Genomic DNA, 15252 nt, shown 5'->3' with positions numbered 1-15252 from the left:
CCCTCGAACACTTCATTTCCCAGATGCTACGCTCACCTCTTCACGGAGGAATCGCGATGCCAAACTCAGACCTGCTCCCTTCCCTGCTCTTCAAGATCAACGAAAATCAGCTGGCCCTCGAAGCCGCGATACTCGAGTTATCGAACTGGATCGAGCAGCATGCCGGAGAAGAGGTAGCGGACAACGTGCGCGGTGCCCTGGTCGCAATCGACCGGAACGAGGAGTTCATCAAGTTGACGCTCGCGGTGATGATGACGCCGGAGTGAACGCAACAGGCAGTGATCGGCCAAGAGCGGACGGTCGTATTCAGCCGTTTATCTTAGTTATCTGCGAGGCGGTACAGTGCTTGGGCATGAGATGTCGTCAACCCGGCACGTTGCAGATTTCGGCGACTTTGGGAGCTGGCCAGCGCGGTCGCGGCGATCAAGTGGCAGCTATGCTTCTTCGCTTGCTCAATTCGATGAGATATCAGTGCTCCATGGTAGCCAAGGCCCCGGGCATCCTTTCGGGTGGCAGCCGTTCCAAGGTAGGCAATGCCATTACTGGCCAGATACATTGAGGCTCCTGCCACGACTTTCCCATCAGCCTTCAGGACGCAGATTTTCAGACGTCCGCTCGACGTCTGCTCTGCGAATGATGCTTGATTCAGCAATTGGTACTCTGGTTTGGTATGAAAACCACCCGCATGCACATCTGCGAACTGAGCAAGAGTTTTTGACGTGACTTCCTCGATTTCGAATGAGTGGCGACTCAAGACCACCTTCTCGATGGCACACGCAAATTGCAAGTGAGTCCAGCCCCTCAAACGCTCAAGCTGCACTTCGCCCACAAGTGAGTACTGCCCCAACGCAGCAGGTTTCCCGATAAGGGGAGTTACGACCGAATGTTCCGCTGAATCTTTGAGCAACTTCAACAGTGCCTGGGGATCACGGGCGCTGTCGCCGTAGATGCGGTTGAACATTGGGCTAGGTGATGCGTTCACCTGAAAGCACGGAAAGTCTCCGTTGGAAAAAACACGTGCGCCATAAGGATTTCCACTTATCCCTGCCAAGTTCTGAACACGCGAACGTAAATACTCGCTTTCTGCGGCCTCAATCTGATGTGCCAGTTCAACATCCATGTAAGTCGTCCTTTTTTGAAGATTTCCAAGGGAGGGAAAGCGCATCGAACAATACGCTTGCGTCCAAGTACGTACCAGTAGTTGGCTCTGCTTCACTGTCAGCTTAGGGTCGGTTGTAGCCCTTCGAGACACACAGCAACTGACCTAATTCCGAGAGTGCAAAATTACACCGCGATTCTAAAGGGGTAAGGCAAAGTAACAATAGTCAATAAATCCGGGCACTTGCTTACTTAGACGTACCCGGTTTTGACCTGCTTTACACGGTCAGTGGTACAAAAATTGGTACGAGCTTCACTCCCTCATTCGGCGTCCTGCCGACCGTTCGTCAGTTTGTTTAAAGGTGCTGCGCTATTTCTCATCATCTGAGAACTTGCCCGTGCCGAATTCCGATCTGCTCCCTTCCCTACTCTTCAAGAGCAACGAAACCACCTCGCTCTAGAAGCTCTCGAACTGTCGAACTGTAGAACTGGGCCGAGCAGCGCGGTGCCACCGAAGTAGCCGACAACGTGCGCTGCTGCCTAAATACCATCGATAGGAATGAGGAATACATCAAGCTGACGCTAGCGGTGAGTTGACACCGGAGTGATTGCAGCTGGCGGTCGTCACCCTGGGCCTCTAGCGAACCGACACACTCAATAGGCGAGGGATTTTAAGTCCCAAGGGAAAATCAATCAGGCTGCGCCTTGTCATAGCTTTTTCGGGCCGCAATCAAGCCTTAAAGGTTGCTATAGAGGCCAATGTTTCCGCTCACCAGCTACTGATTGCGGACCGAAAAACACCCTGATTTATGCAGACAATGGTCATTCACTACGTCCTTCTGATACCGAAGGCTATGCCGATTTTGCATACGTCAGGGGATTTATGCTTCTCCTTGTCGCCCTAGCATTCCATGCTCAACGTTATTAGACAATTACCCCTCTATTGGATGGGGCCGCAGCCTCAGGGGAGGTTTATCATGCGATGATGCAGGTGCTTTTCAGTAAGGCGACAGCAGCATTTACGTGAATTTTCAAACACTTTGGTACGGTCTATTTCGCTATCACTGGCCCAAAATCAACCCTATTTTAATCGCTTACCAGCAGGAAAATCATGCAGTTCACTGACACAAAAGGCCGAACCATAGTAATAGATGCTGACCTGGATATTGAGGCCCGTTATGAGGGCCGACTTATTGGCTGTATCGAATTTGATGAGTGCGACGGCTTTATTTCTCTCTTCGCCATGAATGTTGACCTCGAATACCAAAAGGCCGGGATTGGAACCGCGATGATGAAGGTGGCCGCAGATATTCATGGCAGGAGCTTCGGAAAGCCAAGCTTAAACGCTGTGGGTGGCCGACATGCAAGCAGTGATAGCTACTACACGCTAGAAGGTGCAGCCCTGATTGCTCGCTGCCTACGCGAAAAAATTCTGGACAACACAGAACCGTCAGAATTTGACGACTATGTCGATTGAAATTTTTTATAGAGAAGCGGAACCAGGTTTGGCTGGCTAGCGTTCTTTGCCTAACCGCCAAATCTCACTAGCACCCCATGCTGGGGACCATAACGACCCATGTACTCGTTATATAAGGATAATATTCATTTCTGGCAGTGGCAAAACATCCTCTTTTTTGTGCTTATGCAAACGGAAACACGCGGCCTCCAGAGGAGGTTTTGCGCACAACCCTCACGGCCTCCTGCCGACTGAATCCCCCATCCAGATAAGCCTGCCGCCGCTGGACGAAGTAGAGAATCGCCACAGATCGTGAGGACAGGGATTGTTGCCCGCTATCACCAACGTTAGCCTTAGCACCGCTCTGTTCCTCACCGCTGCGCTTCGGCGCCGCTTACGTCCAACGTTAGGACTGCTTGTATGACCTACCTCCGTGCCAGTGCAATCCTCTGCTTCCAGAACTTCAAGGAAGCGGCTCTGTACTTCGACCAAGTCCTTCCGCTAAACATGAGTCGAATGCAAGGCGACCCCGACATCGGCGACATTCTCATCGGCCACCCCGAGCCCATCCCTTCTGCGGCGCTCTCACATTTGATTGATGGAGTTGAGGGCGATACGGTTACCTATAGCCATGCCACCCGCGTCATGGAGTTCACCGCGAACAAGTGGGTCGAGTTCGCTAGAAAGGCATCTCCGTATGCCAAGCTGTGGGCACCTGATCCACGGAAAGACTCCCAACACGACCCCCAAGAAGAACATCAAAAACTTCTGAATGCATACCTTTCAAACGCCCAGGCCCATGGAGCCTCATCGATACGACAGGCATTATCTGAGTTCGCCAGTTCTCTAGGAGTGCGAAATTTTTCTGTCGCCCTCCCAACTGAGGCAGTTGGAAGTCATGCAGATCCTAGTTTGACGCTCTCAAATCTGCATTTGATCGACGCAACCGCCGCTGACTGGCGTCAGATTCTGGACGTTCGCAAAGATGACGCCTCACGGCGAAAACTTGCTCGTCTGCGACTTTTTCTGCACGAAGATTTTCAAGGGCAATCTGCATCTTTTATTGAAGATGACCTACTTCGTCGGGTCGATGACTATGAGCTAGCGACAAAGAAGTTCGGTTTCACCACGCTAACCTCGTCGCTAGGAATGCTATTGGATGCGAAATCACTTCAAACTTCTGCAAGTGCTGGTGTCGTCGCAGGCCTTTTTGGAGGTCTTGAGGTAGGTCTCTTAAGTGCAGCTGCAATAGAGCTGGGTAAGGTGGCTCTCAACATTGCCGAAAAGCATCATGATATGAAGCACTGGCAGGCAGGCCACGAAATGGCGTATATCTTCGAAACCCGAGATCGACTTCGCAAATGACAGCGCAATCTCCTAATCGGTGAATCGGACATTAACAAGCTGCACCTATGGGCGCCTTCTGTGCCGCCGCTTGCGGCCTGCGCCAGCGTCGGATTTGATTCGACTGCAGTCGTTTGCGCCCAGCAATCGGCTTAATTTCGTCAGTGCAGAAATACATCGCGATTCTAAAGGGGTAAGGCAAAGTACTCAGGGCCAATGAAATCGGGCACTTCCTTACTTTGGAATACCCGGTTTTAACCTGCTTTACACGGTCAGTGGTACAAAAATTGGTACAAGCTTGATCCCCTCCCATGGCGTCCTTCCTACCATTCGCCCCCCCCAAGTATCGCTACGCCGAAATTTCCACGGAGTTTTCGCGCTGCCAAATTCTCACCCACTCCTTCCTCCTCTTCATGTTCAATGAAAAACAAATCGCCCTGGATGCCGTCATCATGAAACTCACTGCCCGGGTCAATCAGCGGCGCGGCCGGGCACGTTTAGCGCCCTTCGGGTAGTCTGATGCACCTCGCAGAATAAATTCGTAGAATCGACAATGACCAGATAGGAACGGCAGCTAAACCGCCTACGAAGGGTCGCGTTTGTGAAAAGATTGCGTAGTCAGAGATCAAGCATGATAGAAAACTTCACATTGCGTGTAGGCAGCCAGAAAGTGGTCTTTTCCGCTCAATCGTGACAGTTACCCTTCACTTTTTCATTGTGATATTCAGGGCATGTTGAGCCCCAGCGTGGCCCTGTTCCGCGGCTTTCTGAAACCAGGTGCGAGCCAGCTGTTCGTCTGGAGCCAAGCCTTCGCCCTTGGCGTACATCAACCCGAGATTGTACTGAGCGTTAGCGTAGCCCTGTTCCGCGGCTTTCTGATACCAGTAGGCCGCCTGCTTTAGGTCCCTTGTCAATCCCTCGCCTCTGAAATAAAGCACCCCGAGATTGTACTGAGCCTCAACGTAGCCCTGTTCCGCCGCTTTCTGATACAACGAGACCGCCTGCTGCCGGTCCTGTGCCACGCCGCGGCCATTGAAGTAAAGCACCCCGAGATTAAACTGAGCCTTGGCGAAGCCCTGTTCCGCAGCTTTCCGAAACCACGAGGCCGCCTGATGTTGGTCCTGTGCCACTCCCTGACCGTTGGTATACATTACCCCGAGATTATTCTGAGACGTGGCGTACCCCTGTTCCGCTGCTTTCTGATACCAATGGGCCGCCTGCTGTTTGTCCTGTGCTACCCCCACACCCTTGGCGTACATTACTCCTAAATCGTTCGCCGCCTCGGCCTGCCCCTGTTCCGCCGCTTTCTGATACCAGAACGCGGCCTGCTGCAGGTCCTTTTCCAAACCCCAGCCGTAGCGACCGTTGTAGTACGCAAACCCGAGATCATGCTGAGCTTCGGGATTGCCCTGCTCTGCAGCCAGACGCAGCCCCTCCAGAGCTTCAGAGGCATGCGTCTTTGGGGCCTGCTTGGTTGATGCCCCCTCAGAACTATGCCCCTGTACAATTTTGTCGGGATCGCCGCCGGATGGCGCTTGACTGGCAACCGCCCCATTCTGCATTGCTGCAACACTGGCTTCGCTGACGGGGACAACTGTTTTTGGCGGGCCTGCGGGCGGTTGAAGGGGCTCATTAACTTCGCTGGATGGGCTGGGACTTTCCTTTGCAGTAACGACAGTACTCCCGTCAGTGCGTGGAGTATCTTTTGCCACTGTCTTAATCTTTGGGGCTTCAGCAGCACTAGTCTTTATCTGCACCTTTGTACTCGGAGGCTTGACCTCGGACAAAACCCAGCCATCGGCTCTGTGCGCAATACCCTTGTAGACATGTTTTCCATGGACACTGGCCTCTAACACAATGGCCGTCGCCTGAGGGCATTCCATCTGCGCCATTAGTTGCGCCCAGGCGATAACCTTGCGCACCGCGGTACCATCCGCCAGGTCATTCGTCTTCAAAGCCACTATCGAGACCGGCAGGGTCTGCGCGCAATGGTCGATGATCGCTGTCATACCTGGATACTTGGGCAGCGATAACCTCTCCCATTCGGCCATGACTATTCCGCTGGCCAACAGGCAGCTGGCCAGCGGAATGGCTAATACTCGCGTGGGGCTCACACTGCTTCCCAACCATTGGGTCCTTTGCAGAGTCGAACGTCCTCGGTTTCGTGGCGTCCGTCAGGTAATTCGACGGACTGCTTGACCGTCCGGCAACCGTCACTCGACGCCTGAGAGGTGTTTGGTACCGGCGTGGTGCGGATGGTCGTACCCGTTTCGCTATTACGAACTTCTTGCGCCTTGCCACTTTCTGCCGTCTTGACGGTGGCAGCAGCTAGTTGCTTTTGGTCCTGGTCATCCAGATAGCGACCAACTCCATAGCCCACTAGGGCTCCTACGGCTGTACCAACTGCGACGCTGGCGGCTCGGTTGGAGTCCTTTGATACCTTGGCGCCGACTAACGCACCTGCCGCGCCACCCAACATCGCGCCCAAGCTTTGCTTATTACCGGTTGAACTGCATGCTGTGACCAGCACACTGATGAGAAGGACGCTCCAAAATCGAGTGCTCATGTGCTACTCCCAGGATGCCTGAAGACGGGCACTTGCTCGCCTTATTGAGGAAACTCAGACGTGCCTCCTGAGAATGTCTCAGTTTGAAGAGCGACAAATCCTGAAACAAGGAAAGGTTAAAACGCACTTTAGAGAGCTTAGGATGCGCATACATTAGTTGCCAGCCTTTGCGCTCAATTCACTCATCTTCGCGAAACTAATGGCGGTCGATCGTCCTAACGCGCCGAACACAATCTCCCGATCGTAGTGAGTCACCGCTTCAACGCTGGTATTCTCGCCGCCACGTTCGCCAGGCATTAAGGGATGCGGGCGAAAATAGAAGCCCCGGAGCCGCGAACCTTCGGGGCTTTGCTTTTTCTGAACCCTCCGACCCGGCCTCCCCCGGCCTTCCGGTGCTACGCTGACATCTCCACGGAGGATTCGCGATGCCCAACTCAGACCTGCTCCCTTCCCTGCTCTTCAAGATCAACGAAAACCAACTCGCCCTCGAAGCCGCCATCATGGAGCTATCGAATTGGGTCGAGCAGCGCGGCGCGGCCGAGGTTGCCGACAACGTACGCGGTGCCCTGGACACCATCGACAAGAATGAAGAGTTCATCAAGCTGACGCTTGCGGTTTTAATGCCCCCCGAATGACGAGCCGCATATTTCCAGGTTGAGCGAATCAATCTGGACACGTAGCATATTGCTATTATCAATAGCTCGTTAGGCAAGGAAAGCATTTTCATGAAGGTCACATTCAGAGGCTGGGAGCGTGAGGTCCACGCTCACAATCACGTACTCAAACCCGTGAAGCACACATCGCAGGGGTTTGTTGAGAGCAAGAAAGGCTCACTCACATGGCACGATGGACTCAGCGCATACGGTAAAATTGAACGCGTGTCTCTTACCGGCTCGTTTCTGGCAGAGTTCGAATTTGACCAAGCGGAGCTGAGAAGCTGGCTGCTGAAATTTGCAGAGACGAATCCGGCCGAGGCTTTGCGAATGATGTCTGAGGCTCAGGCTGAAGCAATTATTGCTATGAACTCCCAGGTTGCAGAAGAAGCCTAGCAGCTGAGCTCTCCCGACGTAACACCGCCAGGGAGGGTCCCATCCCTCAAGAGATCCTCGACATCCGCCGATAACCTGATCGAGTCCTCGCCGTCGACGGCGTGGACGCGCTCTGCTGGATGGCAGCGCACTAATTAGAAGGGGTCCATAGTGACGTCGCTACAAAAATCATCTCCGAATAATCGTCTTGACGCCATCGTAGAGGGCCTCCTTCATGCCAGCGATATGGCGCACAAGCATGCCGACATGCCCTTGAGCCGTAAGCGTACGGGGAATACGCCTTGCGTAGATCAGCCAGGCATCCATTGATGCGGCAGTAGATGCTCGATCTCGCTGGCTTTCTGCGTCGGTAATCGCGTCAGTACATCCTTGAGATACGCGTACGGATCATGCCCGTTCATGCGTGCCGACTGGATCAAACTCATGATCGCTGCCGCTCGTTTGCCACTGCGCAGAGACCCGGCGAACAACCAATTGGAGCGCCCAAGCGCCCATGGCCTGATCGTGTTCTCCACCGGGTTGTTGTCGATGGGCACGGCACCATCTTCTAGGTAGCGCGTCAGCGCTACCCAGCGTTTCAAGCTGTAATCCAGAGCCTTGGCCGTGGCCGACCCCTCAGGCACGAGGTCGCGCTGAGCCAGCATCCACTCATGTAACTTCTGTGCGATGGGCACCGCTATTTCTTGGCGTAATCGCCATCGTTCTTCATCACTCATGTCTTTGGCCTGCCGTTCAACTTCGTACAACCCACCGATTGAGTGCAGCGCTTGCTCGGCCAACTGGCTTTTGTTCGCCACATGCAGGTCGAAGAACTTACGGCGGGCATGCGCCATGCAGCCGATTTCGGTGATGATGGCGACGCTGGAAACTGAGGCACCGGGCTCCAGGCATTCCTGCACGACTTGGGCTTTGAAGGGTTTGGGATAGGAGCTTCGTTGGCGCATGGAAATCCTGGCGATAAGGGTGATCGCGTCCGCTTAAAAATAGGCGGACACCATCGCCCTTAATTCCGGATTTCTGAAGGTGTGTTCGCTGGCCGCTTACCTTGAGCCGTATGCCTGAATATTTCATGGCCGTTCACGTGGCGCAGCATGTAGCCAAGTCCTTTGCAAACTTCGGTTATCGCTTGGAAGCTTCTGTAAAACAAACCCTGGCTGATGCAGGGGTCGATGACGACGAAATCGACGACCTGATGGGAAATGATGATCTACGTGGCAACGGTCGATTTGACTTAGTGCTCCGAACTGGCAAGAAAGGCACGCCGGCACACGTGCTGGAATTCAAGAGGGGTTCGCGTAGCGCTCATCTTTTGAAGGATTTGATCCGCCTAGCCTATGTCACTAGAACCGTACATGCGGGCGCCCGATTGGAAACCAACTATCTGGTGTTCACAACAAAAAAATCCGAAGAGCGCCTACTCACGATGTTGCAAGAGCAGGAGGCGGAACGCAGGCGTAATCACCCGAGAGCGCGCAGCCAGGTGGCGTACTCCCTTAAGAGATACCACCCAATCCGGCACTGGGCGAAGGATGACAACAATCGAAATCCTCTGCATATGGCGGTTGCCGTGTTTGAGGTCAGCTATAAAAGCTGAAAGCGGAGCGTACAGGCGGCTCGACTGCCTGCCATTTGCGGCTGCTTTTGAGCCGAAGGATGATTTTCACTGGTGCACGCACGCAATTAAGGGGGCAGGCGTGATCAAGCCGCCGGCGTCATGTTAATTTTCCCCGATTGAAATGTAGGCCTGCTCGCAGATCACCCCCCCGTCTCTGGCTTGGTCAGCAACTTCAGCCAGATCGCCCGCTCTTTCGTCAGCGCGCTTGAGCACGTTGGCAAGCACCATTGCTGCGCGGGTAGCTGCCTGGCTTGCGGCCTTCGTACTTGGCTTGCTGGGTGGTTGGCCCCCAGATCTCACGGACGTAGACCAACTGGCCAGACTCATGGCCGATCTGGGCAATGAACGCGGCCACGCGTTTGGAGCCGACAATTTGATAACGCTGCATTGCCGTGTTGAGGACAGTAACAAAAACGCCGGCTTTTGCGCCGGCGTTCGGGAGGATCTGCAGCAGCTGCTGCGCGGTGATGGGCATGAGGCTCTCCACAAGAAATATCCTGCGATTCATCTCCACTGTCCTGCCGACAGAACACAAGCCCTTATACAACTCGCCGCCGCTTTTGTGTCACTGCAAGAAAATGCAACACGGGCCTCCGAAATGATCAGTCATCATATAAATGTGAAAATTCCGTGATAATTATATAAAATTCCTATTACCAAGAAGACATGGAAGTGGCAATGCCCATCGACAAAGATCAATTTCGCCTTGACTTTCCCTGTATTGTCAAGAGCGCCCGCTCAACTCTATATCTGAAACACCCCCCTTCTGCTAGCACATCCCAAGCTCTGTTCGGGCTCATCCATAATCGACGACACACGAAAGTTAAAAGAGTCAGCACCCCTGTAGTCTGTAGCGATGCACATCTGTTCGCTAAAGCCCAGGTTGTTGATAGCATTAAAGCCAAAATTCGGATAACACTCGGGAAGCCCCAGCGTGATGGAAGATTTGATTGGCCTGTCGAAGAACTTTTGAACACGGTTGAGGCATGTAAGCGCGGAGCGGATGTGCCTGCGTTGATGGGGTACGGCTTTAAAAAATCTCGCCTGGGAATAATTGAAGAGTTTTTCATCATCACTCGGTTGCTCGATCAGCATATCGATGGCTTGCAATGGCTTGAACGAAATCCGGACGAGGTAGATACGCTGATCAAAAAGTCCTTTGCAGCACTGGGTGCCCTCCATGAGAGGCGTATCACTCATATGGACCTATGGGCCGCCAATTTGATGCTTGACGAACAAAGCAGCCAGCCTGCGAAAGCCATCGACTTGGAGAATTGCTTTCACACCCCTCCTCAATATCCGAGCGAAACTTTGGGATTTCAGTTCGGCTTTCTCTATCACCGGGAGATTTACCGATTCATCACCGAAGCCCGTTACGATGAGTTAGCGGCAAAGGCGATAGAGGCGTACAAGCACCTTGATCCGGAAAAATTCAAAACTTTTTACCAAGCCGGCAAACACGAGAAAATCGGTCGAAAAGAACGCAGGCGTATTTTTTTAGAAGGTGTCTTGGATTTGAGTTGAGCATGCTCAACGGGGAATCAACAGGGACGTTTGAGTGGTTCAAGGTGGACCGCGCGGTTGGCAACGTGCGCAATCAGGGTCCCGACCTGATAAAGCCAGCCGAGGAAAGCGGCTTGTTCTAAGTTGCGGCCAGCGATCTCAGCCGCTCTTCCGTCGCGGTATCGAAGATTACGTAGAGCCGATCAATGGTTGCCTCACTTAGCGCGCGGGCCGATTCCAAGCCAAGCACAAACCCCTCAGCGCGTGCGCCGGCTTTCACCGCAACAATCATCGAGTCCGCCTGTGCAATCTGAGCAAGAAGCTTGTCGGCTTCGCGCTCAATCTTTGGACTCAGCTCTACACCTTCCATTCCACCACCTTTATTAGAGTGATCGGCTAAAGGATATCGGCATACGTCCCGGCCGACAGCACTGCCGTAGCCTTCGCCCACAACTTCAATCGCTCTGACTGCCCATTGAGCCCACCATTGATCCGGCGCGTGATTTTTTCGAAGTCACCAGCATCAGCCAGGGTGTTCAGCCCATTGGTGGCCCAGAACCATGCGGCCGACAGGCTGGCGTTTTTCGGCTGCTCCAGCAGCTCCGGCTGATTGATCAGGTCCAGGCCCAGGGCTTCGCCGCACGCAGCATAGTTCACGCGGCCGGTGATCTGGATCAGTCCCCGCCCGCGGTACTTGAAGCCGTCGCCCGGGACGGAGCTGCCCAGGTCCTTCCGACCCTCGTACTTGGCCTGCGCTGGGGTCGGGCCCCAAATCTCACGGACGTAGACCAGCTGGCCGGACTCATGGCCGATCTGGGCAACGAAGGCGGCCATGCGTTTGGCGCCGACGATCTGGAACCGGACCATGGCCGTGTTCAGCACAGGAACAAAAACGCCGGCTTTAGTGCCGGCGTTCGGGAGGATTTGCAGCAGTTGCTGCGCGGTGATTGGCATAGCTTTTCTCCAGACGAAAAAAAGCCCGCAACTCGGCGGGCTGGATAGCTGAAATTTGTAGTCGTCAGCGATCAGGTTGGCGGAGGGCGCGCTGGTAGCATCCGCGCCACGTTCTCCGCCTATGAGGGTACGCAGAGAAAATAGAAGCCCTGGCGATTGCGAACCGCCAGGGCTTTGTCTTTTCAATCTCCAGACGAAGAAAACCCCGAACTTGTCGGGGTCTGTCAGGAATCAATCGACCTTTTTCAGAAAGGCACACCATTCATTAATGAATCGTTTTAATCAAAAAATCTTGAGAGCGGTCAATGAATGTATCGCTACGCGGATTGCGAACTAAACCACCTTCTACTTTCACCCTGCTTTTGTCGGCCACAACCCCACTTAATATACTCTTTTCGCCTTCATCCATTTTGGCGACTTCCACCAAGCCTATCGCATGACTATCGGAGCCGTCATCCGATTTAGTAAAAACTATCCAGCCGTCCCAATTTCCGCCCGCCTTACCTTCGATGAGATGCCCGATCTCAGTAAAATTAGAATGTTCGGTCTCTGCGCTAATTGGAAAGTCCGTAGGGTATCCTTCCAGAATGTAATCCGCTTCGGTGACTGGATACTTATTAGAGCGATCCGCTATGAAAGAGTAAGTTCGCTTGGTCAGAGCCCCGGATTGAATATAGGCATCAGCAATTGCTGGCTGTGTTATAGGGAGAAGAATCGCTCCAAGATTTAGATCCTGTATAAATCTATGCATATTCAAATTGTTCGGACGTGCCTTTGAGACGTATGTATAAATTGTTTCATCTAAGCTGTAGCCAGCATCTGCGAATGCAGCAGTGATATATCTACCGTAAACATACGCCATTTGCGGCGTGCCCGCGCCTAACTGAGCTGTTTCCTTATTGAAGGACTCAACATACCCCTCGAACTCATGCGAAATCTCCTGAACCGACTCCGGGGTAAAGGGCGCTGAAGGCAACACGGCAAATGCGCTCGTCGAAAAAATCAATGCAACCATCGCGAATAAACGGCTAAGCATCATGAATCTCCATATTTATAAAACACCGGTGAAATGAACTTATCGGCACGCGGCGAATACTCTTTAGGGCGCCCGAGGAAATGTCGATTCTTTCGCATTTCGGCCGTAGCGCCTCGCGCCGCCTATTCGGACGCCAGCCCAGAACAGCCAGGCCCGCCAGCGCGCGACACCCTCTGCGCGCAGCGCCCGGTACAACACCGCGTCTGCTTCCTTGCGACTCACCTGCCCGCCGCAGTACAGCCAGTCGTGCACGGTCGCGGCGTAGTTGCCGTAACCGGACACCAGGGCGAACAACACGAACAGAAAGGCGTTATGCAAAACCTGGATGCTGGCAAAGTCCGTGACGAAGCCGGCCGGCACAATGATCATGCGTTCGTCTTCATCGGCCAGCACCAGGTCAGCCAGCAGCGTGTAGGTGCGCCGGTCGGTCTGTTCGGTCTTCAGGGTGGTGACGAAGCGGCTCATGCTGGCAACTCCACGACCGGCAGCTCAAGCAGGAATTCACCCACCGTAGGTTGTTCACGCTCACCCGACTTCACCGCATCCAGTTGCTCGTAGGCATAGGCCCAGACCAGTGAGCGCCACTTGCGAAAAGCGATGCCATCATTCTGGAATTTCGGCACGGCCGGCTCTTCCGCGTAACTCACGACCGTGCCGATATCGTCGTAGCCTGCGGCCACAGCGGCAGCATTCAGATGGCCCTGAATCGCTTGCTCGAAAGTCGACCTAACCGCCTCGGCCACCTGGGCGGGATCCGCCGGAATTACGGCCCATGCGCGGAACCAGCGGCCATCCTCTTCGCGGATATCACCGTAATCCAGGCCTTCCAGCGGCTGCAGTTCCGGGCGAGGATCCTCCTCGAGCACCGCCGCGCCATAATCCTGCAACATCTCATTGTTCATGTCGCTGTCAGGTGGAAACGACACTTCAGGGTAAGCCGCGCGCAGTTCGTTAGGACTAATGACTTCCCGAGTGACTGTCAGTACCAATTTCATGAAGTTATCCTATTTTAATCATTCGACAGGCACGGACTAAAAGACTGCTGACCTTGGTCGCATCGGCTCGCGCACCGGTTAAAAACTCTTTCGTGTAAGTACTCGCCGCACTGGCATTGGTCGAAGTCCAATAGGCCGCCGTAACATCAAATTCTTCAGGCCCATGCACGTTGGTTGCCACCACGTAGCGAAATGCATCTGATGGCGTTTGCGCCGGGTCCGAGGCGGTATAGGTAATGCCCTGTGGATCAGAGTTACCGTTGAAGCCTGAAGCTGCCGCTGCGTCGTTGCTGTTTGTGCGAGGTTTTAAATTGCGATAGCAGAGTTCAAGTTGTTCGGTTGCTGGCAAAAACCAATCAGCAAATCCACCAATCGAAAGCGCTGCGCACCATTGAGCGGCGGCATGATTCACGGCATCGGCCACCATGGCGGCCGTATTACTGAAGCCATCCCAAGCACTGGCCGTGTTCGCGGTCGTGGTGTTCGTCGCTTTCCACGCCGATGTGGTTTGCCCGCTGGCCTTAGGGGCCACAATCAAGGCATATTTCTGCGCGCCCACCAGCATCCGTCCAACGTAAAAGCCCCCGCCATAGGGCGTGCCGGAGACAGTCGGGATTTGCTGACTGCCCCCCATAAGCGCTGTCGATAGTCTCATGTCGAAGCCCCTACACGGCCGACCCAAGTAGTGCCGGTGCCCGTTGTGCTCAGGATGTATTCAACGATCTGGCTTGCCGCGGGGACTGCTGGAACAAGACCGCCCGGCGTAAGCCAGGTGATGCCACTGAACCATGTGATCGTTTTCGGAGCGGCGGCCTGCCGAACCCTGATCACTAGGGTCAAACTCTCCCCGGATAGAGAAGGCATGTTAGATATGGTAAATGTCGTGTTAACGGAAAGAGTCAGATCAAATACTGTTGCCACCGAAAGATTTAGCGCATGCGATGCAGCAGCGGTTGCCGTGCTCAGCTTGTCGATGTATTTGGGAATACTGAGTGTGTCAGACCACTCGCGAGCGGTCGCACTGGCTTCTCCTGTGGTGAGGGGTTTGCGCGACAGCCCAGCTACTGACGGTAACGTGATCTCGACCCAATCAGTCCAAGCAGTATTGTAATTAATTCGAATAAACAGGCGGGGTGCCACACCTGTTTCCACGAACATTAGTTGATTAACCCGTGTTGTCGTGCCAAACGCTCGGCTTGAAACCTGAAGCGCTCCCGAGTTACTCCCAAATGGCCTAACACCGGCACTACCAGGCCCTACTCCATACCACCCATTTGGTAGGGTGTAATCGTCGATATCGGGTGTATCAGACAGCTGGGTATTAATACCCATACCAGCCGCCTTTACCGAAGTGTTGTCCACTAAATTAAGGCCAACATCCGCCTTGACCAGTGTCACAACTCCAGTTTTTCCGCTGACGCTGGTAACCGGCCCATCGGCAATACCGGCCGCTGCCTGTACGGCCTGAGCAGCGGAGGCTGCCGCATTGGTCGCACTGGTGGCTGCGGCATTCTTGGAAGCGAGCGAATTCGCTTCAGACGTTGCGGCGTTTACCTTGCTAGTGTTTGCGGCTGTCGCACTACCTGCAGCAGCTGTCGCTGACCCAGACGCGGCGGTAGCTGAAGCGGCTGCTGCC

At 54.0% G+C, this 15252-nt stretch carries 17 protein-coding genes and 4 pseudogenes; 8 read left to right on the top strand and 13 right to left on the bottom strand.

Features of this window, described 5'->3' with window-relative positions:
• Positions 1–56 precede the first annotated feature (56 nt).
• Positions 57–266, top strand: coding sequence for a hypothetical protein (locus tag PMI35_RS27430; protein ID WP_008055655.1), 210 nt, complete (start codon positions 57–59; stop codon positions 264–266).
• Positions 267–319: 53 nt separating this feature from the next.
• Here PMI35_RS27430 and PMI35_RS27435 read toward each other — a convergent pair whose 3' ends face one another.
• The gene (locus PMI35_RS27435) at positions 320–1120 is read right to left on the bottom strand and encodes a GNAT family N-acetyltransferase (protein WP_008055654.1); all 801 of its coding nucleotides are present in this window, start codon (positions 1118–1120) and stop codon (positions 320–322) included.
• Between the two features lie 376 nt (positions 1121–1496).
• Between PMI35_RS27435 and PMI35_RS35145 the strand changes: the two are divergent.
• The 3 genes and pseudogenes from PMI35_RS35145 (at position 1497) to PMI35_RS27445 (ending at position 3919) form a co-directional block, all read left to right on the top strand.
• Positions 1497–1695, top strand: a pseudogene (locus PMI35_RS35145) (hypothetical protein).
• A 514-nt stretch (positions 1696–2209) separates the two neighbouring features.
• Positions 2210–2575 (top strand): GNAT family N-acetyltransferase, encoded by a 366-nt coding sequence (locus tag PMI35_RS27440; protein WP_008055653.1) that lies wholly within the window; start codon positions 2210–2212, stop codon positions 2573–2575.
• A gap of 399 nt (positions 2576–2974) precedes the next feature.
• On the top strand, positions 2975–3919 hold the full coding sequence (locus PMI35_RS27445; protein WP_008055652.1) for a hypothetical protein: 945 nt from the start codon (positions 2975–2977) through the stop codon (positions 3917–3919).
• A gap of 683 nt (positions 3920–4602) precedes the next feature.
• On the opposite strand, the gene PMI35_RS35075 is transcribed toward PMI35_RS27445, so the two are convergent.
• Entirely contained in the window at positions 4603–5949 is a 1347-nt protein-coding gene (locus tag PMI35_RS35075) for a tetratricopeptide repeat protein (protein ID WP_008055649.1), read from the bottom strand.
• 59 nt (positions 5950–6008) lie between these two features.
• The gene (locus PMI35_RS27455) at positions 6009–6464 is read right to left on the bottom strand and encodes a glycine zipper domain-containing protein (protein ID WP_008055648.1); all 456 of its coding nucleotides are present in this window, start codon (positions 6462–6464) and stop codon (positions 6009–6011) included.
• A 425-nt stretch (positions 6465–6889) separates the two neighbouring features.
• Between PMI35_RS27455 and PMI35_RS27460 the strand changes: the two genes are divergently transcribed.
• Both PMI35_RS27460 and PMI35_RS27465 read left to right on the top strand, forming a co-directional pair.
• Complete coding sequence (locus PMI35_RS27460; RefSeq protein WP_008055647.1) at positions 6890–7099, top strand: hypothetical protein; 210 nt, start codon at positions 6890–6892, stop codon at positions 7097–7099.
• A 90-nt stretch (positions 7100–7189) separates the two neighbouring features.
• Entirely contained in the window at positions 7190–7513 is a 324-nt protein-coding gene (locus PMI35_RS27465) for a hypothetical protein (RefSeq protein WP_008055646.1), read from the top strand.
• A 290-nt stretch (positions 7514–7803) separates the two neighbouring features.
• Here the strand turns inward: PMI35_RS27465 and tnpC are convergent.
• Positions 7804–8364, bottom strand: a pseudogene (tnpC, locus tag PMI35_RS27470) (IS66 family transposase); the annotation flags it as partial.
• Between the two features lie 203 nt (positions 8365–8567).
• Here tnpC and PMI35_RS27475 point away from each other — a divergent pair.
• Positions 8568–9107: a hypothetical protein gene (locus PMI35_RS27475; protein ID WP_032831352.1), complete on the top strand. Its 540-nt coding sequence runs from the start codon at positions 8568–8570 to the stop codon at positions 9105–9107.
• A gap of 123 nt (positions 9108–9230) precedes the next feature.
• Here the strand turns inward: PMI35_RS27475 and PMI35_RS33580 are convergent.
• Together PMI35_RS33580 and PMI35_RS27480 are read right to left on the bottom strand one after the other, a co-directional pair.
• Positions 9231–9392: pseudogene (locus PMI35_RS33580) on the bottom strand (DUF2514 family protein); the annotation flags it as partial.
• Positions 9379–9603 (bottom strand): annotated as a pseudogene (locus PMI35_RS27480) (glycoside hydrolase family 19 protein); the annotation flags it as partial. The pseudogenes PMI35_RS27480 and PMI35_RS33580, both read right to left, overlap by 14 nt.
• Before the next feature lie 203 nt (positions 9604–9806).
• Here PMI35_RS27480 and PMI35_RS0132215 point away from each other — a divergent pair.
• Complete coding sequence (locus PMI35_RS0132215; protein WP_032831350.1) at positions 9807–10652, top strand: lipopolysaccharide kinase InaA family protein; 846 nt, start codon at positions 9807–9809, stop codon at positions 10650–10652.
• Positions 10653–10770: 118 nt separating this feature from the next.
• On the opposite strand, the gene PMI35_RS27485 is transcribed toward PMI35_RS0132215, so the two are convergent.
• From PMI35_RS27485 to PMI35_RS34545, 7 genes are all read right to left on the bottom strand, one after another.
• Entirely contained in the window at positions 10771–11001 is a 231-nt protein-coding gene (locus PMI35_RS27485) for a hypothetical protein (protein ID WP_008055639.1), read from the bottom strand.
• Positions 11002–11027: 26 nt separating this feature from the next.
• Positions 11028–11585 (bottom strand): glycoside hydrolase family 19 protein, encoded by a 558-nt coding sequence (locus PMI35_RS27490; protein WP_008055638.1) that lies wholly within the window; start codon positions 11583–11585, stop codon positions 11028–11030.
• 265 nt (positions 11586–11850) lie between these two features.
• Positions 11851–12624 (bottom strand): hypothetical protein, encoded by a 774-nt coding sequence (locus PMI35_RS27495; protein WP_157295546.1) that lies wholly within the window; start codon positions 12622–12624, stop codon positions 11851–11853.
• Positions 12625–12684: 60 nt separating this feature from the next.
• Positions 12685–13086, bottom strand: a complete 402-nt coding sequence (locus PMI35_RS27500; RefSeq protein WP_008055636.1) for a DUF1353 domain-containing protein — start codon at positions 13084–13086, stop codon at positions 12685–12687.
• Positions 13083–13616, bottom strand: a complete 534-nt coding sequence (locus PMI35_RS33575; protein WP_008055635.1) for a hypothetical protein — start codon at positions 13614–13616, stop codon at positions 13083–13085. The genes PMI35_RS27500 and PMI35_RS33575 overlap by 4 nt, the downstream gene beginning before the upstream one ends.
• A gap of 4 nt (positions 13617–13620) precedes the next feature.
• Positions 13621–14271, bottom strand: coding sequence for a hypothetical protein (locus PMI35_RS0132205; RefSeq protein WP_008055634.1), 651 nt, complete (start codon positions 14269–14271; stop codon positions 13621–13623).
• Positions 14268–15252, bottom strand: a 985-nt coding sequence (locus tag PMI35_RS34545) for a pyocin knob domain-containing protein (RefSeq protein WP_008055633.1), incomplete at its 5' end; no start/stop codon positions are given. The genes PMI35_RS0132205 and PMI35_RS34545, both read right to left, overlap by 4 nt.

Source organism: Pseudomonas sp. GM78 (assembly GCF_000282475.1).
In the GTDB taxonomy this organism is placed as follows: domain Bacteria; phylum Pseudomonadota; class Gammaproteobacteria; order Pseudomonadales; family Pseudomonadaceae; genus Aquipseudomonas.
This window is presented reverse-complemented; position numbering and strand designations above follow the sequence as displayed.